Annotated in this window: 25 protein-coding genes; 13 read left to right on the top strand and 12 right to left on the bottom strand. The window is 46.8% G+C overall.

Annotation, left to right across the window (positions count from 1 at the left end):
- Position 1: 1 nt before the first annotated feature.
- The 4 genes from AC1DFM_RS08025 to AC1DFM_RS08010 form a co-directional block, all read right to left on the bottom strand.
- Positions 2-460, bottom strand: coding sequence for a cupredoxin domain-containing protein (locus tag AC1DFM_RS08025; RefSeq protein ID WP_477076189.1), 459 nt, complete (start codon positions 458-460; stop codon positions 2-4).
- A 10-nt stretch (positions 461-470) separates the two neighbouring features.
- On the bottom strand, positions 471-596 hold the full coding sequence (locus tag AC1DFM_RS08020) for a cytochrome c oxidase subunit 2A (RefSeq protein WP_477076188.1): 126 nt from the start codon (positions 594-596) through the stop codon (positions 471-473).
- Between the two features lie 82 nt (positions 597-678).
- Entirely contained in the window at positions 679-1,647 is a 969-nt protein-coding gene (ligD, locus tag AC1DFM_RS08015) for a non-homologous end-joining DNA ligase (RefSeq protein WP_477076187.1), read from the bottom strand.
- A gap of 9 nt (positions 1,648-1,656) precedes the next feature.
- Positions 1,657-2,157, bottom strand: coding sequence for a heme-binding domain-containing protein (locus AC1DFM_RS08010; protein ID WP_477076186.1), 501 nt, complete (start codon positions 2,155-2,157; stop codon positions 1,657-1,659).
- A gap of 149 nt (positions 2,158-2,306) precedes the next feature.
- Here AC1DFM_RS08010 and AC1DFM_RS08005 point away from each other — a divergent pair, with 149 nt between their 5' ends.
- The 4 genes from AC1DFM_RS08005 (at position 2,307) to AC1DFM_RS07990 (ending at position 4,842) form a co-directional block, all read left to right on the top strand.
- On the top strand, positions 2,307-2,636 hold the full coding sequence (locus AC1DFM_RS08005) for a hypothetical protein (RefSeq protein ID WP_477076185.1): 330 nt from the start codon (positions 2,307-2,309) through the stop codon (positions 2,634-2,636).
- 408 nt (positions 2,637-3,044) lie between these two features.
- Complete coding sequence (locus tag AC1DFM_RS08000) at positions 3,045-3,797, top strand: formylglycine-generating enzyme family protein (protein WP_477076184.1); 753 nt, start codon at positions 3,045-3,047, stop codon at positions 3,795-3,797.
- Positions 3,798-3,823: 26 nt separating this feature from the next.
- On the top strand, positions 3,824-4,024 hold the full coding sequence (locus tag AC1DFM_RS07995; RefSeq protein ID WP_477076183.1) for a hypothetical protein: 201 nt from the start codon (positions 3,824-3,826) through the stop codon (positions 4,022-4,024).
- Between the two features lie 98 nt (positions 4,025-4,122).
- Positions 4,123-4,842 carry a toxin-antitoxin system YwqK family antitoxin gene (locus AC1DFM_RS07990; protein ID WP_477076182.1) on the top strand — a complete coding sequence of 240 codons (720 nt, stop codon included), beginning with the start codon at positions 4,123-4,125 and terminating at the stop codon, positions 4,840-4,842.
- Positions 4,843-5,001: 159 nt separating this feature from the next.
- Here the strand turns inward: AC1DFM_RS07990 and AC1DFM_RS07985 are convergent, their stop codons facing one another.
- On the bottom strand, positions 5,002-6,192 hold the full coding sequence (locus AC1DFM_RS07985; RefSeq protein WP_477076181.1) for an alpha/beta hydrolase family protein: 1,191 nt from the start codon (positions 6,190-6,192) through the stop codon (positions 5,002-5,004).
- 159 nt (positions 6,193-6,351) lie between these two features.
- Between AC1DFM_RS07985 and AC1DFM_RS07980 the strand changes: the two genes are divergently transcribed.
- From AC1DFM_RS07980 to AC1DFM_RS07970, 3 genes are all read left to right on the top strand, one after another.
- Positions 6,352-6,966: a hypothetical protein gene (locus AC1DFM_RS07980; RefSeq protein WP_477076180.1), complete on the top strand. Its 615-nt coding sequence runs from the start codon at positions 6,352-6,354 to the stop codon at positions 6,964-6,966.
- Positions 6,967-7,041: 75 nt separating this feature from the next.
- Positions 7,042-7,584: a hypothetical protein gene (locus tag AC1DFM_RS07975; RefSeq protein WP_477076179.1), complete on the top strand. Its 543-nt coding sequence runs from the start codon at positions 7,042-7,044 to the stop codon at positions 7,582-7,584.
- 272 nt (positions 7,585-7,856) lie between these two features.
- Positions 7,857-9,902, top strand: coding sequence for a heavy metal translocating P-type ATPase (locus AC1DFM_RS07970; protein ID WP_477076178.1), 2,046 nt, complete (start codon positions 7,857-7,859; stop codon positions 9,900-9,902).
- A 62-nt stretch (positions 9,903-9,964) separates the two neighbouring features.
- On the opposite strand, the gene AC1DFM_RS07965 is transcribed toward AC1DFM_RS07970, so the two are convergent.
- The 5 genes from AC1DFM_RS07965 to AC1DFM_RS07945 form a co-directional block, all read right to left on the bottom strand.
- Positions 9,965-11,605 carry a RagB/SusD family nutrient uptake outer membrane protein gene (locus AC1DFM_RS07965; protein WP_477076177.1) on the bottom strand — a complete coding sequence of 547 codons (1,641 nt, stop codon included), beginning with the start codon at positions 11,603-11,605 and terminating at the stop codon, positions 9,965-9,967.
- A gap of 43 nt (positions 11,606-11,648) precedes the next feature.
- Positions 11,649-14,987, bottom strand: coding sequence for a SusC/RagA family TonB-linked outer membrane protein (locus AC1DFM_RS07960; protein WP_477076176.1), 3,339 nt, complete (start codon positions 14,985-14,987; stop codon positions 11,649-11,651).
- Between the two features lie 193 nt (positions 14,988-15,180).
- On the bottom strand, positions 15,181-16,350 hold the full coding sequence (locus tag AC1DFM_RS07955; protein WP_477076175.1) for a FecR family protein: 1,170 nt from the start codon (positions 16,348-16,350) through the stop codon (positions 15,181-15,183).
- Between the two features lie 102 nt (positions 16,351-16,452).
- The gene (locus AC1DFM_RS07950) at positions 16,453-17,031 is read right to left on the bottom strand and encodes an RNA polymerase sigma factor (RefSeq protein ID WP_477076174.1); all 579 of its coding nucleotides are present in this window, start codon (positions 17,029-17,031) and stop codon (positions 16,453-16,455) included.
- A 76-nt stretch (positions 17,032-17,107) separates the two neighbouring features.
- Positions 17,108-17,698 carry a TMEM175 family protein gene (locus AC1DFM_RS07945; RefSeq protein WP_477076173.1) on the bottom strand — a complete coding sequence of 197 codons (591 nt, stop codon included), beginning with the start codon at positions 17,696-17,698 and terminating at the stop codon, positions 17,108-17,110.
- A gap of 87 nt (positions 17,699-17,785) precedes the next feature.
- On the opposite strand from AC1DFM_RS07945, the gene AC1DFM_RS07940 reads away from it, so the two are divergent.
- The 4 genes from AC1DFM_RS07940 to AC1DFM_RS07925 all read left to right on the top strand — a co-directional run bounded on the left by AC1DFM_RS07940 (position 17,786) and on the right by AC1DFM_RS07925 (position 20,112).
- Complete coding sequence (locus tag AC1DFM_RS07940; protein ID WP_477076172.1) at positions 17,786-18,199, top strand: NUDIX hydrolase; 414 nt, start codon at positions 17,786-17,788, stop codon at positions 18,197-18,199.
- 58 nt (positions 18,200-18,257) lie between these two features.
- The gene (locus AC1DFM_RS07935) at positions 18,258-19,190 is read left to right on the top strand and encodes a glycoside hydrolase family 43 protein (RefSeq protein WP_477076171.1); all 933 of its coding nucleotides are present in this window, start codon (positions 18,258-18,260) and stop codon (positions 19,188-19,190) included.
- A gap of 86 nt (positions 19,191-19,276) precedes the next feature.
- Positions 19,277-19,780 (top strand): anthrone oxygenase family protein, encoded by a 504-nt coding sequence (locus AC1DFM_RS07930; RefSeq protein WP_477076170.1) that lies wholly within the window; start codon positions 19,277-19,279, stop codon positions 19,778-19,780.
- Positions 19,777-20,112 (top strand): hypothetical protein, encoded by a 336-nt coding sequence (locus tag AC1DFM_RS07925; RefSeq protein ID WP_477076169.1) that lies wholly within the window; start codon positions 19,777-19,779, stop codon positions 20,110-20,112. Before AC1DFM_RS07930 ends, AC1DFM_RS07925 begins: the two co-directional genes overlap by 4 nt.
- A gap of 133 nt (positions 20,113-20,245) precedes the next feature.
- Here the strand turns inward: AC1DFM_RS07925 and AC1DFM_RS07920 are convergent, their stop codons facing one another.
- On the bottom strand, positions 20,246-21,421 hold the full coding sequence (locus AC1DFM_RS07920) for an FAD-dependent monooxygenase (protein ID WP_477076168.1): 1,176 nt from the start codon (positions 21,419-21,421) through the stop codon (positions 20,246-20,248).
- Between the two features lie 171 nt (positions 21,422-21,592).
- Between AC1DFM_RS07920 and AC1DFM_RS07915 the strand changes: the two genes are divergently transcribed.
- The gene (locus AC1DFM_RS07915) at positions 21,593-21,964 is read left to right on the top strand and encodes a hypothetical protein (RefSeq protein ID WP_477076167.1); all 372 of its coding nucleotides are present in this window, start codon (positions 21,593-21,595) and stop codon (positions 21,962-21,964) included.
- On the opposite strand, the gene AC1DFM_RS07910 is transcribed toward AC1DFM_RS07915, so the two are convergent.
- Positions 21,961-22,479, bottom strand: coding sequence for a methylated-DNA--[protein]-cysteine S-methyltransferase (locus AC1DFM_RS07910; protein ID WP_477076166.1), 519 nt, complete (start codon positions 22,477-22,479; stop codon positions 21,961-21,963). The two genes, AC1DFM_RS07915 and AC1DFM_RS07910, sit on opposite strands and share 4 nt — an antisense overlap.
- Before the next feature lie 99 nt (positions 22,480-22,578).
- On the opposite strand from AC1DFM_RS07910, the gene AC1DFM_RS07905 reads away from it, so the two are divergent.
- Entirely contained in the window at positions 22,579-23,154 is a 576-nt protein-coding gene (locus AC1DFM_RS07905) for a hypothetical protein (RefSeq protein WP_477076165.1), read from the top strand.
- Positions 23,155-23,280 lie beyond the last annotated feature (126 nt).

The following is a 23,280-nucleotide window of genomic DNA, read 5'->3' as shown; positions in this document are numbered from 1 at the left end:
GTTACTTATTTTTATTGGGATAGTTGACGATAATTTCGGCTTCCATATTCTGATGCCCGGTACCACAGTATTCATGGCATATTACTTTGTATACCCCTGGCTCATCAAAGTGGATGGTGGTTTTAGACACGCCACCCGGTACCGCCATCAGGTTTACATTMTTATTAAAAATATTAAAGCCATGTACCACATCCAGGGAGGTGACGAACAAGTCGACCTCACTGCCCACGGGGATATAAGAGATAGCGGGTTCAAAGTTCCACATACGGGCCACATAGAAGATCTGGTAGGTGTTTTTATCTACCTGGTTTACCCGGGCAGTTTCATATGCCTTATCGTAAGGCAGGCACTCGGTAACATCCGCCTTTTTAGCGCCCATCGCATAAAACAGCGAGAAGATGAACAGCAGGGATATACAGCAGGCGGTGATGATGACGTTCCTTTCAAATTGGTCGATCATAGTGAACGATTTAGATCCTGGAAAGCATGAGAAAATAGATGCCGAACCAAATGATTAATCCGAGGGCTACCAGCAATACAAAGAATGCCACTGCTCCGCGGGGTACGAATTTGTCGGGGTGTTGGGAATCAGACATATGTATCAGGTTTTCTTACTTTCCTAATACAATTAACCGGTGAGAAGTGTTTACAATAAAATAAATAAACGAGGGGGTGGCCTTACTTTAAAAGAGGTTTTAGTTTGTTGAGTACGGTGACCATATTAACCCCTTTTCCGAGCAAACCTTTTAGCAGGTCGCCTTCCCGGGCAATCCTGCGGGGCATATTGTAGATGTTGAAGTCGCTTACTTTCAGCCCTTTTTTTACTTCCCTCCAATGCAGTGGCGCAGAAGCCGTAGCGCCGGGGCGGGGACGGAGGGAGTACGCCGACGCCATGGTTTGTATTTGTCTGTTTTGGAGGAAATCGAGGTAGATCTTCCCTTTTCGTTTAGCCGGCGTTCTGACTACGCTGGTGGTATCGGGAAGCCGACGGTTTACAATGCCCACCACCAGTTCAGCCAACATGCGGGACTGCTCGAAGGTATATTTAGCGCCTAAGGGAATGAGTATATGCATGCCCGTGGCACCGGAGGTTTTTACGAACGAAGGGGCGCCTATCTGATCGAGGATTTCTTTGATGACCAGCGCGGTGTCAATCACTTCGTTAAACGGGTTGGTATCAGGATCGAGGTCAATGAGGCAATAGTCGGGGTAATCCGGTGTGCTGACACGGCTATGCCAGGGATTTAATTCAATACAGCCCAGGTTGGCCATGTAAAGGAGACTGGCTTTACCGGTACAAACCATGAACTCTTTCGTCTCTCCATCCGTATCACTGGTATATGGGAAACGTTTTATCCAGCTGGCTACTTTGTCTTCCACATTTTTCTGGTAGAAGTTAAACCCTTTGATGCCTTCGGGGAAGCGGTTGAGGGACTGTGGCCTATTGGTCAGGTAGGGGAGTATGGTATCGGCGATGGCCGCATAATAGTTGATCATGTCTCCCTTGGTGATTCCTTCATCCGGCCAGTATAGTTTGTCGAGGTTGGTAAACTTAAGCAGGTGGCCATCCAATTTTACTTCCGCCTGTTTTTCGCCTGGCGGCAGAAAGGTGGTGGCTGATTTCCTTTGTTTGCTGACTGCGCACATAAGCGGTATTTATGTGTTTTTCTTTGGAATAATAAGGCTGTCCGGTGGATTGGTAGCGGCAATTTGTCTGCGGATATCTTCCATCCAGTTCGTCAGCGTTTGCTTTTCTTCTTTGCTGAGTATGGCATTTTTGTGGATGAGGGTATAGGAGGAAAGCGGCATTTCTCCTTTATTGATCAGATCTATACTTTCGTCCAGTTTTTTATATTGTTTGCGGACGCGGTATTGCATGAATTCGGAAAAGTTCAGTTCGTGTTTGCCTTCTGTGATATGATCATTCAACCACCAGGCTACTGGCTGTATGTGTGCGTACCAGGGGTATACGGTATTATTACTGTGGCAGTCGTAGCATGCCTTCTGCAGGATGTCAGTTACCGCGGTGGTAGCGGGATAAACGGTGGTAATGTGGTTCGGCTGTGGTCCTGCGTGGATGTTTTTGGTGGGATGAATGAACTGTATGAACACTAAAATTAACAGGAGTATCCAGCTGATTGCTTTGATTACTTTCATATTTAGCGGTTTGTTGACTAAAGTTAACAATAAACAGGCCGCGAAGTTCAGCCCTTGAATTTGTTGCGTTCGTAATTTATTAACCCAGGTGCATGAAAAGAGGCGCAGCACGCGATAGCTTTGCAGGTATAATAAATCAGGATTTAACTATGTTGTTATTTAATTTACTATTGCTCACCCACTTCGCTGCTTTTTTGACTTATTTATGCCGCCTGGCGTTATTATTTCCCGTAAAAAATCCACCAAAAGATAAATGGGGGTTGCCGTTGGGCATTGCCATTCTGCTTACCGGGCTGGCGTTGGTATGGCTGAAGTATCCGGCAGTGAACTATTATAAAGTAGGACCTAAACTGGGGCTGTTTTTGGTAGTGGCCGTGGTGAATGCGATGTATGATAAGAAGCCGCTCAGCCGGAATGCGTATTATATATTGCTGGGATGTACTGTGCTGGCGGGAATGATAGCGGTAACGCGGGTGTAGTGGTTAAGACGTGTATAGGTGTACGTTATAGAACATTATCACCTGTTTATGCCATTTAGGGTAGAAAATTCTTCGTGTGGGGAAATGGGTATACATTTGCTATTGCTTATATTTTGCACACATCAAAGTATTTTGAATCCCTATACCTGATTGATGAAAACTTATGAATGGAAAAAGCCTGGCATTAATATACTTAAGTTATTAGGAGTCTGTATCCTGATTTTAGGGTTATGTCGTGGTATTATTGAGCTCCTTATTTTTATAAATAATTTTGACAATTGGTGGTCTTCTGCGACTTTATATACCTGTATTGTGCTTGTTTATGCTACTATTTTAGGGTTTCCCATTGGCCTGGTGGTTTTATTGGTAATATTCTTCTGGCGATCAAAGCAGCGGGAACCAAAAACGATGTCGTTTGAATTGGGGGATGGCGTGAAGATGACATTTGCCTGGTGTCCTCCCGGACAGTATAAACAGATAAGCAGGGGTACCTCTTTATTTTACAAAACAAACGAAGTATCGGTAGATGTTGTTTTTACACGGGGTTTCTGGATGGCTACTACAGCGGTTACGAATGGCCAATGGAAAGCGGTGATGGGGGAGAATTATTTTGAAGCAGGTTCCTTTACAGATGAGACACCTGTTTGGGGAGTCGATTTTAGGTTGATCCAATCATTTATTGATAAGATTAATAGCCTGAAATTGGTCAATAGTGTTTTAAAAGACGACGTAGTGTTTTCACTGCCTAACTATTTGCAGGTAAAATATGCGTGCCTGTCACGCATTTCTGAAGGGGAACAATTATTCTGGGAAGAAGGAAATGGAAGTTTGCTGGATTATGCCTGGCTGAGAGAGAACAGCAAAAATAAAGTACACGAGGTGGCTTTAAAGAGGCCATCTCCGTGGGGATTGTATGATATGTATGGAAATGTTCGTGAGATGTGTATAGACGTGGTGGCATCACCCTCACAGCCAAGACTGGTAGATCCAAAAAGTGAATATGACGAGGGAAATATGTTTAAGGAGGTTGGAGGAGGTTATGATGATGATGTAGCCTATTGTGTAAGTCCCGGGATTCATGTAGCTGCCGGTGAGAATAGTTATATGGAGCCGTATGGATTTAGACTGATGTGCGAGAGTACAGGTCCTGCGATAAGCTGATGCAAAATGTTGTATCTCGATTGCCTATGGAGTTGTCAGATGTAAAATTAGAAGAAGTTGGTGGAGGTAACAGGACGGGTGACTTCTTTTTAAAACTAGCTGCTTTTATGGACGATATTACGGACGGTAGATCGGCAATGAAAGACGCTAGTGAGTTGGTGCCGGAGAATACACCAGATACACATAAGAAAGACAAACCTGAAGTACCTGCTGCAAGTAAAACGTAAAGTAGTCATACCAGTAGGAGGTGACTCTTGTACAGTTTGCGGAACAGTGGAGGCAAAGGGAAAAATGAATAATCATAATTCAGCAACAGAAGATTATCATGGAGAAAAAAAACCGACTACTGTTCCTCATGAAGTTATGCAGTAAGCTATCCACAATTGTATTTGTACTGATAGTTGCATGTTTTTTTGAGTTTTGTAATGGAGGACAGACTAAAAATGATCAAAAGAGCAAGGATACTATAGGTATGAACCATATAAATGGTATTGTCAAAGAATATTATCCCAATGGGACACTAAGTAGTCAGAAAATGTATCTAAATGATACACTGAATGGACCTACTTATGAGTACGATGAGAACGGGGCATTGGAGGCATCTTGCTTTTTTTGGAAAGGAAATCCTGTTGGATCAATAACATATTATCACAAGAATAAGGTTATTTTGTATAATGAGAGAGATTTGAAGAGAGAAATATATTATGTTATTAAATATGATACTTTAGGAAATATAATTAAGGAACAAGGCGTGGCAATAAGCCCTTCAGTTGATGGGGATATTTCTGCCGATACTATTTCTCCGGGCAGGCATTTTAAATTATATTTTTCGTATGCAGAGCCGCCAGGTTATGAAAATCACTTTCAGGCTAAAGTAAATGATGAGGTAATTACACTAAAACGATTGGAAGGGCATCTGCTGCTTCTAGATACTTCTTTTACGAAAGAAGGTGGCTATCATATAGTGGTAACTAGCGAACTTTTTAGAAACGGCGATCTCTTTCTAACGGACCATGTAGAGAAAAGTCTGTCTGTCACTAGATAAAGGATAGTATAGTTATAGACTTGTTTCTTCCTTGGATTTTATTGCCCACGTACTTACGGGGCAGTATCCTACCTAAATAGACTAATCATAATAATAGAAAAGAGAGCGGGTCGGCAGGCATCATGGATGCTCACCGACCCGCTCTCTTTTTCATAAGTATCATCTTTTAAAATTAATATCTCCCGACACCTGCATTCCCCGTTTATCCGTTACTGATAGATACCAAACCAGCGTACCAGGTGGCGGCAGTGTAGCTGTTATACGTTCCCCTTTTATATTCACCGGTATAGCTTGCCACACTTTATCTTTCAACAGTGTAGCCGTATCCGTAGTATAGTGAAGATACGCGGCAGCAAGTGGTTCCGCTGATACCACTTTTGCATGAATGCCTGCTTTCGTAATATTGGTTTTTACAATTCGCGGTAGTGCCGTCGTACCATTCAGATAGCTGTTGATGAAAGCAAATATTTCCTCGCTTTGCCAGCCATCATGATGACTGTGATGTAGTCGTGGCTTAATGCAGAGCTGTCTGTTTTTTACCTGTTCATATGTTTTTTTATAGCTATCGAGATAGAAGTGGCTGTCGTTGGTGCCGTTGATGAAGAGCACGGGCATTTTAGCACGGTGGATATATTGAGAAGGATCGTATTGCTGAATCCAGGTTTGTTTGTCCGCAGGAGAGAGATGGTCAATATCTTTGAGCATGGCGGTGTTGTAGAACAGGTAGCCACAGCCGTAAACAGGTACTACTGCTTTATACCGGTTGTCTATGCCAGCTATGAGGCAGGAGAGGATGCCGCCCCAGCTGATACCGGTGAGGGCTATACGATTACTATCTACTTCGGGGAAGCTGCGTAGCAGGTTGTTGGCGAGTATCACGTCGGCAACGGCCTGGTACATCCATTGATCGGAGAGGGCAGGTGTGATGGTAAAATAAGGCGTTTTGTTGTCTGGTTCTACGAAGCCATGTGGCAGGTGCTGCTTGTCCGGGCCATTGCCGCGGAGGTCCATGGCGATGGCGGCGTAGCCTTTCTTTGCCCATAGCATAGCCCATTCTTTAAATGCCATGCCGCCTCCGCCGTGTACGAGTACAACAGCCGGCAGGTGATGATCCAGGCTTTTATTGCCGGTAAGCGTACCGGGTGTGGCGTAATAAGCAAATACCTGTTGCGGGCCATTGTGATAGGGAAGTCCCTGATAAAGAATGCCTGTTGCGGAGTCTTTGCTGATCACCTCGTAAGTGGGTGTCTGGTAGATAGCGGGAACATCCCAGATAGTGTGGCGAAGCTGGCTGTTGGCTTGTAGGGCAACGACAGCCAGTATCAGGAACGTGGAAAGCTTTTTACGCATTGTATTTGAATAAGTAGTTTAAATATACTTTAAACTACCTGGAAAACACCTGTATTTCAATATAGTACTACTAATGGCAAAAATAGGAGAAGTCTGCTGTGCAGCTCCCGGTTTTTCGGTAACTTCCCGGAGGTATTCATCTCCGGAAAAATATATCATATGCTACAGAACAGGGTAGATCCATATGGCCGGCTCATTTTTACCCACGCCCGCGGTGCCTGGATGGGCAACAGAGGCATACTGCATGATGATGAGCAGCAGGTGCTAAGATCGTTTAAACTAAAAGCCTGGATTACCTGTGTACTGCAATTCAAAAACCGGCATAGAACTGTGATGGCTCCTCATCGTTATACGGAGTTGTTTTTTCGGGACGAAGCCACGTCCTTTGCTGCTGGTCACCGGCCCTGTTACGAGTGTCGCAGGGCTGATTATAATCGATTTAAAGCGTATTGGCTGAAAGGGAACCCGGAATATGGTTTTGACGAGCGGGTATCTATCCGGGAAATTGATCAAATACTACACCGGGAACGATTAACGCCCCGTCGCGAAAAGGTAACGTATACGGATACACTTCAACGGCTGCCGGACGGTTGTTTCGTGGTATCTGAGCAGCAAGCTTGCCTGGTGTATGAACAGGCCTTGTATGTGTGGGCGCCGGAAGGATATACGAAAAAAGACTACTTTCCCGGAGATGAGCAGGTGCAGGTATTAACGCCGTTATCGGTGGTGAATGCTTTCCGGGTGGGATATAGGCCACAGGTGTTCATCCCTTGAAAGAAGGTAGTATGCTGCAACAATATATACCCGCCAGGTGTTACCATTACACAATACAACCAGAAAACGACGAATATGCGGAAATTATGCTTCCTTTTATTATTGCTGCCGCTTTTCAGTGCAGCCCAAAGCAATAAACTATTGAATGGCTACCTATACGGTATGGTACATGATGGCACCGGCGGCGGTGGTATTATTGGTAACGTATCCCTGTTACATAATACGCTGGCAGTAGGACCGGGTGTAGAAATGACGTCGTACAATGATCATCTCCTGGTGCCAGTGTTTGCCGATGCCAAGCTAAAACACCGCTTCCTGCATATAGAACCCTATATCACCGGACAGTTTGGCCGTAATGTATATGATGTAAGTCGTACGGCAACGATCAACGCCGCCGCAGGCGGACAACAAACCATTACTTTTAATGAATCCGGTAAATACTTCTATGGTGTTGGTGCAGGTGTTGCGTGGCATTTTCCTAAAATCGGCATATTTGCGTCCTATATTTTCCGCGGTTACAAGTACCGCTATCCTACACAGGTAACCGGCGACAACCAGGTGGATTTTGGCGATAAATCCGTAAATGTAAGCGTTATTGCTGCGGGTATTGTGTTCTGATTTTTGTCATGTTATTTTAATAATCGCATCGCTGTATCATTTATCTGTGGCGCATTTACAACGGAGTTGCAATCTTTTTTTCCGAAAGATCTGTATGAAGGTTTACCTTTATAATATTGAAAGATGAGCACATAACAGCTGTACCTGTAAATACTTGTTTACCCTTTGCTGTATGGCAATTCCTTAGTTAACTTAGTTTAGTCGTTACCGTTATAGTGTTTTGATGCCCTCCCGGTATCGGAACCAATGATTTTATAGCTAAAAAGAATATCATGATGAAGTCCGATGACAACAACAGCACGCAAGCAGTAGCCCAACCGGCGCCACCTGCAGCCGCCTGTAAAAAAGACCACGATCATAATGGTGATCACGATCATAGTCATGAACATGGTGGTATTTTCGGAAAGAATACAGAAGTCGTTTTCAGCCTTATCTGTGGTGCATTATTAGGTATTGGCTATGCCATCACTTTTATGCCTGCCTCCCCAGCCTGGCTGAGTTTGTCGTTATATATAGGTGCCTACTTCTTCGGCGGATTTTATACCACCAAGGAAGCGGTGGAATCTATCGCCAAAGGCAAGTTTGAAATTGATTTTCTGATGCTGGTAGCGGCCATCGGCGCGGCTATTTTAGGCGACTGGGCAGAAGGTGCACTATTACTGTTCCTGTTTAGTCTGGGACATGCGCTGGAACATTACGCAATGAATAAAGCGCGCAAATCTATTGCTGCACTGGCAGAACTGGCGCCTAAAACCGCCATCGTCAGACGCAACGGGGAAGAAAAGGAAGTAGTCATAGAAGAACTGTTGGCCAATGATATTATCATCGTAAAACCCAACAGTAAAATATCTGCCGATGGTATTGTTATCAAAGGTAGCAGCAGTGTGAATCAGGCACCTATCACCGGCGAAAGTATTCCGGTAGATAAAACCCCGATACCAGATCCGCAACAAGCCGATAAGAATGTAAGTGCCGAACATAAAGTATATGCAGGTACCATCAACGGAAGCCAGGTGCTGGAAGTAATGGTCACCAGCGTAGCAGCAGATTCTACACTGGCGCGCTTAATCAAGCTGGTGAATGAAACCGAGGCGCAGAAATCGCCTACACAATTGTTTACCGATAAATTTGAAAAATACTTTGTGCCACTGGTATTAGGATTAGTGGTACTCTTACTCTTCGCCTTCCTGGTGATTGATGAAACATTCAGTCAGAGTTTTTACCGCGCTATTTCTGTGTTGGTGGCTGCCAGCCCTTGCGCCTTAGCCATTTCTACGCCCAGTGCTGTGTTAAGTGGTATTGCCCGCGCCGCCCGTAGTGGGGTATTGATTAAAGGTGGCGGCCCGCTGGAACAACTGGGAGGATTATCCGCCCTGGCATTCGATAAAACAGGCACCTTAACAGAAGGTAAACCACAATTAACCAACGTAGTGGCGTTCAATAACGCAACGGAAGAACAAGTGCTGGAAGTGGCGGTAGCCGTGGAAAAGCTGAGTGATCACCCGTTGGCTGCTGCTATTGTAAAAGGTGGTCTCGAGCGACTGAAAAAAGACGTGCCCAGTGCAGAAGGACTTACTGCCGTTTCCGGAAGAGGTATCAAAGCAGCGTATCAGGGAAAAGAAGTGGTGATTGGTAACCTCGGTTTATTCGAACATCTCGGCCAGCAAATGCCGGCTGAAGTAGCGGCCAAAGTAGATCAGCTGGAGCAGGAAGGAAATACTACGATGGTGGTGCAGCTCAATGGCGCCATCATCGGATTAATAGCCCTGATGGATGTACCCCGCAAAGAGGCCGCATCCGCACTGGCTTTGCTAAAAGAAATAGGGATTAAAAAGATGGTGATGCTCACGGGTGATAATCAACGTGTAGCCACCGCCGTAGCTAATAAAATCGGTATTACGGACGCCTGGGGAAGCTTGCTGCCAGAGCAGAAAGTAGCCGCCATTGAAAAGCTGAGTCAGGAAGAAGGCCAGGTAGCCATGATTGGCGATGGTGTAAACGATGCTCCCGCCATGGCCAAAAGTACCGTGGGTATTGCCATGGGTGCTGCCGGATCTGCGGTAGCTCTGGAAACTGCCGATATCGCGTTGATGGCCGACAACCTGGATAACMTGCCTTTTGCTATTGCGCTGAGCAGAAAGTCGAAAGGTATTATCCGCCAGAATTTGTGGATGAGTTTAGGCATGGTGGCGATACTGATTCCCCTCACTATTCTGGGCGTAGCTACCATTGGCGCGGCAGTGATTGCCCACGAAGGATCTACCTTGCTGGTGGTGTTCAACGGACTTCGGTTACTCGCTTTTCAGATGAAGAAATAATTGAAATAAAAAGGCCACAAACATTTGTTTGTGGCCTTGCCGATTGGAATAGCAGGGGGTAGTTACCAACCCTGATTTTGCTCTAGTACTTTCCCTGCCGGATATTTCTGTAACTGCGACAGTGGAATAGGGAAATAATACATCTTAGGTTCAAATACGCGCTTCTCTACTACTTTGCGTTTGTACTCACGTCCGCCATTCACGGTTTCAATAGATACGCCATAAATAGTGCCGCCCAATAGCTCTGCTCCTTTGTCCCAGCGACGGATATCTGCGCGGCGCTCTCCTTCAAAGGCCAGTTCCACGGTACGCTCACGCACATAAATATCCCAGGTCATTTTGCCCGGTGCCACTTCCGGCATCTTTACGCGGCGACGCAGCAGGTTCACATATTTGCGGGCTTCTTCCGGGTTACCCAATTTCAGCTGGCATTCCGCATAGTTCAGGTATATTTCCGCCAGACGCAGCACCACACAGTTTTGATAGTTGGCGTTGTTACCATAGAACACATAATTCGGATTCAGGAATTTACGGAACATGTAGCCTGTCAGCGAAGGACTACCGGCAATAGGGTTGAAGGCAGATCCCAGTTGCATATCTATCTCTTCCCCTCTCCAGGTAGTACCATCATATATAATGCTGGCTTCCATGCGGGGATCTCTGTTGGCATAAGGCTTTTTAGCATCATACAAAGCTGATTCATCCCAGGGCTTACCGTCGGTCATCAGGTATTGATCCACCATGTTTTGGGTGGGCACATCTTCCGGACTAAAGAAGCCGGTGAAGAAAGCAGAGTTCTGGTAAAGGTCCAGTGTATGTGTTTGTCCGCTTTGATCGCTGCCGTATTCTTTGTTGAAAATCACTTCTACGTTATCATCATTTTGCGGGTAGAAAATACCGGCGTAGTCATGGAATAAATCGTAGGTGTTCAGTTTCATTACTTCCAGCGCTGCTGCAGATGCGGCTTCATATTGTTTTGCATTGAGCAGCAGGCGGCACTTCATACCGAGAGCGGCGCCTTTGGTGATTCTGCCCAGATCTGCGGGGCTGGCGTATTTCACCGGTAGCAGGCTGGCAGCGGCATCCAGGTCGTTGATGATAAAGGTGCGACAAGCTTCATCGGTGCCTCTTGGTATGGTGAGGTCGTCGGTGATGTTCAGCACTTTATCGATGATCGGAAAGCGGCCGAAAATGGAATACAGCAACTGATAGTTATAAGCCCGCAGAAATCTTACTTCCCCGGTGATCCGCTGTTTCATAGGCGCGCTGAAAGGCATCTCGTCTACACGCGATAAAAACATATTGCACTTGCGGATATTTTCATAGGCCCCATTTTGGTGAAAGCCACCGCTGCTGGGCAGGGACCAGAAGGCGTCGAATAGATTGGTGGACGCATTGTATTGTCCCTGGTTGATCAGATCCGGATAGCCGCCGGGAAAATTCGACTGTGCTTCATCCGTAATATCTGCGGGTATCATGCCCTGGTTAATCGAGTTATAACTACCTACATAATCGTAAGTGGTGATTAAGTTACTATAGATATCCGCTACATACCGGGTGATCAGCGCACTGTCTTTCCACACATTTTCATCGCTGTACTGATCCAGTGGTCCTTTATTTAAAAAATCCTTGTTGCAGGCGCCGCCCATCACGAGGGCCAGTCCTAACACCAGGAATCCGGTAACTTTTTTATTTTTTATCATGATACGCCTGATTTAATGAGAATAACTTTTTTAATTGTGCATCTTAGAATTGCAGCGAAGCACCGGCTGAATATGATTTCATCAGCGGATCGGTGATCTGGCCGGCAGTTTCCGGATCAAACAATTTGAAGTGAGTAAAGGTGAGCAGGTTGTTACCGGAAACAGAGAGACGCAGGTTTTTTATGCCCGCACGCTGTAACAGCTGTTTCGGCAGGTTATAGGCCAGCTCCAGGTTTTTCAGGCGCATATAGGCCGCATTCACTACCCAGTAATCAGATACTTCGGCGTTGTTCTGGTAGGCGATCCATAAGCGCGGATAGGTGGCCGACTTGTTGTCCGGTGTCCAGTGATCCAGCAGCTGGCTGCTACCGCTAACGCCTACACGTGAATTGATAGTAGAGTTGTAGGCCTGTACATTACCTGATCCCTGCAACAATACATTTAATTCAATCCCTTTGTAGCTGCCACCCCAACGGATACCATACTGAATACCCGGGAAGAAATGCTGCCCCAGTACTACCCGGTCGTTGGGTGTAATGGCGCCGTCGCCGTCAATATCTTTGTAGCGGATATCACCCGCGGCCACGGTGCCATACAGTGGAGTAGGGCCATCGTGTACTTCTTTCTGTGATTGATACAGTCCGTCCGACTGATACCCCAGGCGGCCTACGAGCGGATCTACAATAGAATAGCTGGCTACTGACGTACCGGTTACTTTCTGCCATGCCGGTGTACTCAGGGATTCAGGGAAGGAAACAATTTTGTTGCGGTTGATGCTGATGTTGGTATTGATATAGTAAGCAAAAGCGCCAAGGCGACGTGTATGCGACAGCGTTATTTCAATGCCGCTGTTATCTACGATACCATTGTTGTAATCAGGTAATCCCAAACCTACCACAGAAGGCACCTGTAATGCCGGCGCCGCCAGGATATCGCGGGTACGCTTACGGAAATATTCTGCTTCCAGGGTGATCAGGTCGCCCTTGTAGTGTGCTTCCAGGCCGATGTTGGTCATCACGGCTCTCTCCCAGGTAAAGGACGGGTTAGGCAATACACCGGCCTGTAACGACTGGTAATACACTGGTGTGGGGCCGCCAAACGTGTAACCGCCACCGTAATAAGGGGCGCCAATCAGCGCATAGGTGGAGAGGAACTGGTAAGGCGCCACACGGTCGTTGCCCAGCTGCCCCCAGGAACCACGGATTTTTACGAAATCCAGTCCTTTGAAAGGCTCCTTATAGAAAGGCTCATTAGAGAGTACCCATCCGCCGGATACCGAAGGGAAAAATCCGTAGCGGTGGCCGGGAGGGAAGATATCTGATCCATCATAGCGGAAGTTAAATTCCAGCAGGTAGCGGGAAGCATAGTCGTAGGAAGCCCTGCCCACCACGCCTCTGCGGGCCGACTGGGAAGCGCCGCCACTATTGGATGCCTGTGTGGGATCACCCAGACTCAGTTGCGGTAAGGCACCGGAAACGAAGTTCCTCCGGGAGGTGCTGAAGTTATCGTAATTGGATTGTGTTTGCGTGTATAACAACAACCCGGAAATGTGGTGTTGATTCAATTCACGTTCATAACGCACAGATCCTTCCATGGTCAGTGCTACCGGCTGATTGAAGTTTTCACCGAGAGAAGGAGCGGGTGGATTCAGCGCTACTTTCGTATAGGCACCTGCGTTGTTGATGGTATATACTTCGTAAGGGGTGGTGAAGTTTTTACCGAATGCATAGCCTTTATCATAGGCCGCCGTACCCTTTACTGACAAGCCTTTTACCCATGGCAAATCATATTGCAGGGACAAGGTGGTGTTCAACGTATTGGTGTTGGTAGTGCTGAAACCGGCTTTGCCGATCGACTGCAGATAAGAGTTACCCCGTTGCTCCGGCACCTGTGCATAGAAGCCGTTGGTGAACTGGTTCACGCGGGTAGGAGGTGTGCCATAGGCTTGTTTCATGATATAGGTACCGCCATAAACGTCTTGTCCTTCCTGCTTGCTGAAAATGCCGGCTACATTTAATTCCAGTTTCAGGTTGCGGGTAATGTTGGCGGCGAGGTTGCTGCGCAGGTTCCAGCGACTGTAATCTTCAATAGGTACCAGTCCGCCGTTTTTTACGTATCCTATGGAAACGAAGTAACGTGCGTTGTCGTTACCGCCGGAAGCCGACAGGTTATAATTAGATTGCATAATGGACCGCTTGGTGAGCGTTCTTAACCAATCGGTGTTGGGATAGCGGTTAGGATCGGAGCCATCTTTGAATTTTTGAATCTGCTCCGCGGAGTAGCCGAGTCCCAGTGAAGGATCGTAGGTATCTTCATTTTTCAGGGCTTCGTTTTGCAGTTCCGCATATTGCCAGGAGTTCACTCTTTTATAGATATGTGTAGGCACCTGGTTGATCATATTGGCGGCAAAAGTGATTTCAGGCTTACCAATCGTTCCTTTTTTGGTGGTGATCAGGATTACGCCGTTGGCAGCTCTGGCGCCATATACCGCGATGGCGGCAGCATCTTTCAACACAGATACGGATTGGATATCCGCCGGGTTCAGGTCGTCGATATTGCGTCCTGGAATACCATCTACGATCACGAGTGGGCTGGAGTTGTTGAAGGTGCTGAGGCCACGGATTTTCAGGTCGGAGCCGGCACCCGGTACACCACTGCTTTTGGTCACGTACAGGCCGGAGATGCGACCGGCAAGCATGTCGGAAACAGCCGGGGTGGCGTGGTTTTCACTCAGTTCTTTGGCGCTCACGGTGGCGATGGCGCCGGTGAGGTTTATCTTTTGTTGCTGGCCATATCCCACCATGACTACCTCTTTTAGTTTTAAGGTAGATGTTTGTAAGATGATGTTGAGCGTGGTGTGATCTTTTATGGGAACTCTTCTCGGTTCATAGCCGATACAGGATATTTCCAATGTATAGCCGGCTTTCACGTCTTTCAGTTCAAAGGCGCCATTGGTGTTGGCAGGCGTGGATTTCCGGGTTTCGGTGACCACGATGGTAGCGCCGGGAACAGGGGCACCTTTCTCGTCGGTGATGGTACCGCGTATATCCATGGGCGTATGCGTGGTATCAGCGGTAGCAGCTACCGCCGTGGGCAGTGGTTTAATCACTACGGTGTTGCCCTGCATATACCAGGTTAAGCTTTTACCTTTTAAAGTGGCTTCTATGGCCGCTTGTACAGATACGTTGCGCACGTTCACGGATACTTTACCGGCTTTTTCCAGCAGTTCGTAAGTACATAAAAAATCATAGCCACTTTGTTGCTGTATTTCTTTGAATACTTTTTGCAAAGGACTGTTTTGCTCCGACAACGATATTTGAGCATATCCGGTAGCGCTCACGGTGAGACATACCGATAATAATAGTACGGCTGTGAGTTTCATGATCATCAGCATTTTGGTGATTGTCCTGCCTCGTGCAGGGTTACAAAGAGCTTTAAATTGCATAGCTTTGCATTTGTTTAGGTTGATAAATTGAGCAGTCCGAACAGACGGTATCAGTAGGTAAACCTGAACGTTTTCCCGCTTCGGTCTCGACCCCCGGAGCGGTTTTGTTTTTGGTCACCTTTATTCCTTGTTATTTTGATGCGGGCATCACGGTTACTTTCTTCCCTTCCAGGACAAAGTGTACACCACCAGTGGCTTCCAGCAGTTTGAATACCTGGGAGGCATTGGCTTCGCGCGACATAGATCCCCAGAAGTGTTGGTTGACTTTACCCTCATATACTACGTCAACATCGTACCAGCGCGCTATCTGACGCATCACGGTATAGATATCCGCTTTCTCGCCGAAAATGAATTTGCCATTTTTCCAGGCCATTACCTGGTCCAGGTCCGCATGCTTGATATAGGTCATTTGCCCTTCGGGCGAGATGTTAGCCTGCTCACCCGCTGCCAGCTGCCGCGATTGGTTTCCCTTGCTCACTTTTACACTTCCTTCCAGCAGGGTAGTACTTACGCTGGCTTCATCCGTGTAGGCGTTTACGTTAAAATGGGTACCCAGCACATCTATCGCCAGGCTACCGGCTTTGACCCGGAAGGGCTGATGGACATTTGGGGCCACTTCAAAGTATACTTCTCCCGTAATACTTACACTCCGCTCTTTTCCGGCAAAAGTGGTGGGATAAGTAATAGAAGAAGCAGCGTTGAGCCATATCTGTGTACCATCGGGTAATTGCAGTTGGTATTGTCCGCCGCGGGGCGTGGTCAGCGTATTATATACAATGCTGCTGGCATTGTTTGCGGTGGCCTGGTATACCAGTTGCCCATTCACCACCTGTTGTACCTGTGCATTGCCTTGTTGGGGCAGCTGCCCGTTGGCGGCGCTGTCCAGCAAAATATGTTCTCCGTTGGACAAGGTCAGTACGGCTTTATTACCACCTGGCTTTGCATCTTGTACCATAGGAGCTGCTTTCTGCGCGGGTGGCGGGGTAGACATGCCCATCCAGTATTTTGCGCCTGCTGCGAGCAGGAGCAGCAAGCCGGCGGCTGCGGCCATGCGGTACCATTTTTTCTGGTAGAAAGGGATCGCTTTTACGGGCGTGGTTTCTCCGGAAAGCGATAGCCGCTCCAGCATCCGGGCTTTGATCCGGTTACCGGTAATGGCTTCTTCTCCCGGCTGAAAATCCCAGGCCGACTTGTCCAGCTGCTGCTGGTACCAGTTTTCGATGAGCTGTATTTCTTCCGGAGTACATCGTCCTTCCCGGTAGCGCTGTAGCAGTATCCTGATGTGTTCACTGTTGGGCATACATACAGACTTTTAATAACGCCTGTAATAGTATGTGTGTAAAAGAAGGAAGAGGTGGTAGAGAAAATGAAAATATTTTAAAAAAAATTTTCAGAGAGGGTGTCAAGCGGCATAAATTGCGGTGATCAGCATACCCAATGGTACCGCACCCAGATGTTGCCGGATGGCCTTCAGAGCGTTGTAGACCTGCTTTTTGACTGTTTCCTCGGAGATCTGCAGCTGCTCCGCGATCTCTTTATGGGAGAGATGTTCCCGGCGGCTCAGGAGAAATACCATTTTCATTTTATCCGGGAGAGTATCTATGATTTTATCGATGGCCGATTCCAGGGTTTTGGCATCCATATGGGATTCTACCAGGGGAATTTCTGCCAGTTGGAGGGCATCCGCGTATTCTGCTTTGGTGACATTTTTTTCTATGAGATGAAGGGAGATATACCGGGCGCTGGTGTGCAGATAGGCGGCCATGGCGCCGTTAATTTGAAGCACTTCCCGGCGTTTCCAGATAGATTCAAATAGTTCCTGCACCACATCTTCCGCATCATTGGCATCGCCCAGCAACTTCATGGCATTGCGGTAGATGTCGGCCCAGTAACGATCATAGAGGGTGGTGAACGCCACTTCATCGCCGTGTTTCAACAACTCACATAAGTCTTTATCTGTATAGGAACTATATCGCGTCACGTCTCAATTAAAAAGAAAGTCCGATAAAAATAGTGAAAATAGGCGCTTTTTACCGGATTTTCTCGTGCAGTACTGTTTATTCGCCTTCTCCTTCCAGTACGCGGGCAATATTTTGATCGGGAATCAACCAGATAATGGCGACCACTACAAACAGGGCGCCAGATAAGGCTGCGCTGTAAAAGGCCATCGGAATAGCCAGTATATACAATCCCACAGAAAGCAGGGCTTTCTTGCGTTGTTGCGTTAAAACCGCTATCATAGCCGGTTCATACGACGGATGACATTTCACGATGACCTGTTGCAGTATCGTAAAAGCAACGCCACACATCATCAGCAGCAGGGCATACAGGATGAGGGTATGCGGCGCGAAGTGGTTATCGCCCATCCAGGCAGTAGCAAAGGGGATGAGTGATAGCCAAAACAATAAATGCATATTGGACCACATAATGCCCGGGCCAACTCTTTTCACCGTATGTAACAGATGGTGATGGTTACACCAGTAAATGCCTACATAAATAAAACTGATAATATAACTGAGTACCGTAGGATAGAGTGGCAGCAGGTCTTTCCACTCGGCACCATGCGGGACTTTAATTTCCAGCACCATGATGGTGATGATGATAGCGATAACGCCATCGCTGAAGGCTTCAAGGCGACTTTTATTCATACAGAGCATTAAATGTACCCGTGAATATATAATAAACACTTGAATTTTTGGAGGGCAGGAGTGGCCCCGCTTCATTATTTTTGTGGCATGAACTATATCAATTGTGCCGGCCTGATTGTAGTAAAAGACCGGAAATTATTATTGGCATTCAGTAAGAATAAAGGGGCCTGGTATTTACCGGGTGGAAAAACTGATCCCGGTGAAACCGCATTGGCAGGCTTGCAGCGGGAAATCCGCGAGGAGCTGAACCTGGATTTGCCGGCCGACAGCCTTCGTTGGTATTATCATATTACGGCGCCTGCTTTTGGAGAACATCAGCTGGAGATGCGGCAGGATTGTTTCCTGCATGAGCTGCAGCAAACGCCGCGTCCTTCTGCCGAAATAGGTGCTATCCATTATTTTGATCTGGCGGAATATTTAAAAGAAGAACACCAGGTGGCAGGGGTGTTGATGGCGTTTAAAAAATTACAGGAAGATGGACTGGTAGATGTTGTTTCTTAAAATAAGTGCTTTTATCCTTGCATAATTCGCCGTATTTTATCTCTCCTAAAATGCGGTGATGAAAAAAATACTCCTTTTTATACTGTGTTGCGGACTGGTGAAAACCAGTGCCGCCCAGCAACCGGTCTATCTGTTTTCCTATTTTAAAGATAATGGACAGGATGGTTTGCACCTGGCGTATAGCCGTGACGGATATACCTGGAAAGAACTGAATAATGGCCGTTCCGTGCTACCACCCCGGGTAGGCGATGATAAACTGATGCGGGACCCTTGTATTATCCGCGGGGCTGATAGCTTGTTTCACATGGTATGGACCGTGAGCTGGAAAGAGAAAGGCATTGGTTATGCTTCTTCTCCCGACTTATTGCATTGGTCGGAGCAAAAAGGGATACCAGTGATGAAGGAAGAGCCGGCTGCACGAAACTGCTGGGCGCCGGAGATCACCTACGATGCGCGGCATAAAACCTATATGATTTACTGGGCTACCACCATACCAGGCCGGTTTACCGCCGGAGAAAAAGAGGGAGATGATCAATACAATCATCGTTTGTATTATGTGACCACCAAAGATTTTAAGCAATTCAGCGCTACTAAATTATTATATGATCCCGGCTTCAACGTAATTGACGCCACCATTGTACCCGATCACGGGCGATATCTCATGTTCCTGAAAGATGAAACGAGAACCCCTCCACAGAAAAATATCCGCATCGCGACCAGCAAAAAATTAACGGGTGGTTACGGGAAGCCATCTGCCCCTATTACTGGTAATTATTGGGCCGAAGGCCCTACCACTTTAAAAATTGGTAACCGCTGGATCGTGTATTTCGATAAGTATATGCAGCATAGTTATGGTGCGGTCACTTCCACGGACCTGGTTCATTGGGAAGATGTTTCTGATAAATTAATGATGCCTGCAGGTCTTCGTCATGGTACGGTGGTGGAGATCACCACCGGTGAGCTTGATCAGTTACTTAAAAATACCCCTTAAAGCGTGATTTTTGCATTGTCGGTTTTGTTCTATTTTGCGTTCTGTGCCCGTAGTAATTTGCACTAAGAAATAAAAACAACACCGACATGTTTAAGTTCTCAACATTAATGCTGATTATCACAGCTACTTCCACCGCCCTGATGGCGGGTCTTTTCTACGCCTGGTCCTGTTCTGTAACCATCGGTATTGCCCGTCTCCCGGATGCCGCTTACTTGTCTGCTATGCAGGTAATGAACCGTGCTATCCTGAACGGATTCTTTCTGAGTCTTTTTATGGGTACGCTGATATTGTTACCGATCTGCACTTATATGTATTATCAGCAGCCGCTCAACGGTACTTTCCTTTGCCTGCTGTTTGCCACCTTGTTTTATGCCATCGGCGTATTTGGGGTAACCATGGCAGGTAACGTTCCGATGAACGACGCATTGGATGTGTTTAATATCCAGGGCGCTTCTGCTGCCGAACTAGCTGCACAACGACTCCGTTTTGAAGGCCCCTGGAATAGTCTTAATCTGGTAAGAGCTATCTGTGGTACCATCTCTCTGATATTTGTCATTATTGCCTGCATCCTTTCAAACAAATCAAAATGAAACCCTTCACCATTGTAACCATGCTACTGTTGGTATTAGCCAGTTATCCTTTTCAAACAACGCGTGCTACTACCGGCCCACTGGTACCCGGCAACATCAATAAACTGCAACAAACCGCTTTATCTGTGCTCACACAAAAATGTAATGTTTGTCATCGCACCAATAATCCGGGGAGGGTATTTACAGTTGATAATATGGAAAACCTGGCGCCGAAAATTTACAAGCAGGTTTTTGTGAAGAGAAGAATGCCCAAAGGCCGCGATATAAAATTAACAGTGGAAGAAGAACAACAGTTGAGGGATTGGTTGGATACCGTGGTTAGCCACGAGTAGATGAGCAGAAAGCATAAAGCAGAAAGCAAAAAGCTATTGAAGCGATTGATCAGTGCGGATATTTGACCTAATAAACCGCTTCGATCAATCGCTTCAATAGCTTTTTGCTTTCTGCTTTATGCTTTCTGCTCTGCTAATATGTTTTCAGCTTAATAGAATTCGCTACTTTCTTCGGCATTTCTATCATCATATTTTTCCATGGGGTATATGGAAGTATTTTCCATATTTTTTCGCTCATCCAAAGTTTAAACGGAGTAGCTGGTACAAACCATTCAACGCCTTCGGCGAGTTTTTGACAACCGGTTACAAAGTCCCGCATTTGTGCTTCATAGCGGGCAAAGGCGATGGTATGTTCTCCACTGGCAGCTTTGAGTTCTCCTGCTAAGATGTAAGCGCCTACTACGGCCATGCTGGTGCCCATGCCTGACATAGGAGAAGCGCATCCTGCAGCATCACCCAACAACGTTACCCGTCCGGATGACCAGCTATCCATTTTAATCTGACTGGCGGCGTCGAAGTAAAAGTCGGTGGCCTGATCCATGTATTGTAGTAATTGTGGCACCAACCATTCATCGTTGGCAAAGCGATCGTGGATGATTTGTTGCTGTGCTTTGGTATCGCGATAGTCGTATTGAAGTGGAGGAGCGGCAAAGTAAAAACTGGCGCGGGCTTCCTGGTCTTCTTTGGCACTGAAAACGCCCACACGCTTGCCCAGTGTGCCATAGAATACGCCGGCCATGTTTTTCAATGGCAGGAAGTTAGGAACAGTGAATACGGCCAGATATACACCCAGGTGATGCAGGTAGCGGGACTCCTCCCCGAAAGCAATAGAGCGGACTTTCGAATGAAGTCCATCGGCGCCTACTACCATATCAAAACGGCGGGTATCGCCGTTGAGAAAGGTGACCGTTGCACCGGTAGCATCTTCCGCGATGGCGGTGATGGAATCATCAAAGATATATTCCACGTTATGTCGGGTGGCTTCATAGAAAACGTTGGCGAGGTCGCCCCGCAGGATTTCCAGTTCTCCGCTGGAAAAGCCATCCGGCATCCGTGCCACTTCTTTGTGGTGTTTATTGACCAGAGAGATTTTACCGGAGCGGGTTTCAAACTGACGAATGTCACCCAGCAAATCCATATGGTCTAATACCTGCATAGGGGCGCCACGAAAGTCTATGGCATAACCGCCGGGCCGGATATGAGCCGCGCGCTCCACAATGGTCACCTGGAAACCATAACGATGCAGCCAGTAGGCTAAGGCAGGACCAGCAATGCTGGCGCCGGATATCAGGATGTGTTTTGCTTTCATATCGTCAAAGCTAGAATAGCCCAAAGCGAACTTCAATCTGAAACAGGTAAGTCCACCTGATAAGTCGGTGAAAATGGGCAGGGCTCCGGTAAGGAGCCGCACCATCGGTGTTGTATATCTACCAATGTAACATTCCTCCTGCAGGGAGCGTTACACAGAAAATTATGACCTATGAAGTGGCTGTACTGTTTCTGTTTCTGTTTCATCGCCATAGCGTTATCTGCACTGGCCTGTAAAAAAGACAAACATCAGGAGAACAACGTAAAAGTTTGTGGAGTTACCGACCCGGTGAAGAATATTCCGTGGTTAAAACACGCAGTAGATAGTTTCCTGCAGATTAAACAACAGGGAGATGTAAAGGTAGTTACCTATAACGGTCAGGACTATGTGAATATACAGGCTGATTTCTTGTCGTGCTGGGCCTGTCACCTGCATACCTGCGATGGGAGGCCGTTAATCTACCCTGCAGACAGTACCCTGCTTAAAGAGCTGTTAGGTAACGGACACCTGAAAACTGCCGTGGTGGCTAAGTTTGGATACTAACATTCCCAGTTGATTTCCATTTGTGGAGAAGGGCTTTTAGCGCCTTCCAGCGATAGCAGTGCCGCTTTTACCGGAAGCCCGCCGGCGAAGCCTGTCAATGCACCGGAGGTGGCAATCACGCGGTGGCAGGGTAGTATAATAGACACGGGGTTTCTGCCATTAGCGGCGCCTACTGCCCGTACGGCTTTAGGATGATTCAATTGTTGGGCTATCTGCAAATAAGTGCGGGTTTCTCCATAAGGAATGGCGGCCAGTATGGCCCATACGTCTTTTTGAAAGGCTGTACCGTGCAGGTCCAGCGTGATAGAAAAAGTAGTTCGTTTCCCCTCAAAATATTCCTGCAATTGCTGTATCGTTGCCAATAGCACGGGATGCTGATCTGCTTTGATATCCGGCGTAGCCTGCACCCGTCCTGGACGGTCATTTTCCCAAAGGATAGCCGCCAGTCCTTTGTCGCTCCCAATCAAGGTAAGTTTGCCTACCGGTGAATCCATGTACGTATATACAAATCCCATCGTTCTCCAGTTTATAAATCTATAGCAAGATATTTACTTTTTGTTTCTTACCATGATATCCGGCGGAATTAACTAATTTAAAGTCTTATTCTAAAAACTATGATACACTATCTATTCAGACTATGCCTGTTATGCTGCCTGTACCTGCCGGCGATGGCGCAAAAGAAAGCCAACGAATTACACTTTACGAGCAGCCAGCGACAATTAATTACCGTATATAAAGGCAATATTTTTGTGAATGGAAACAAAGCGTTTGTGCTCCATCAGGATATTATCAATTATCCCAGCAAACGTAACCGCCTGGTAGAAGATGGTGCTTCTGTATTTCTTTTTCTGGAGGTAAATGATAGTCCCAAAAAGAATAAGCTGTATGTTTTCCGGATTGACCATTCCCTGGCTGATTCTGTGTTGACAGCCATCAGCTCTGATGTGAAAGATTATGATCGTGATGGTAACCTGGAGTTTGGTGGTAGTGAACAGGCGCCGCCTAACCCATCGGCAGATACGATTTATTATGTGCCTTCCAGATTTTATGAGATCCGGAAAGGCAGGATTAGTTTTGATGCGGAGCTCACTGAAACCACCGACAAAAAAGTAAATGGTACTTATATCGCAGACGCGTGGGATGAAAAAGGAACATTCCGGTTGATTCCCAAACCGAAAAAGAAACACTAATTAAAAAGTTGATTTGCAAAGGGCTGCGGAACAGTTGTTCCGCAGCCCTTTGTGTGCCAGGAAGGATTTTTTGCAGCTCCTATCCGGATTTTGATCCGTACATTAGGGCTTTAAAAGTAGTTGCTG

Source organism: Chitinophaga sp. 05T412 (assembly GCF_056396465.1).
Note: the sequence above shows the minus strand (reverse complement) of the source record. Positions and strands in the feature narration are given on the sequence as shown.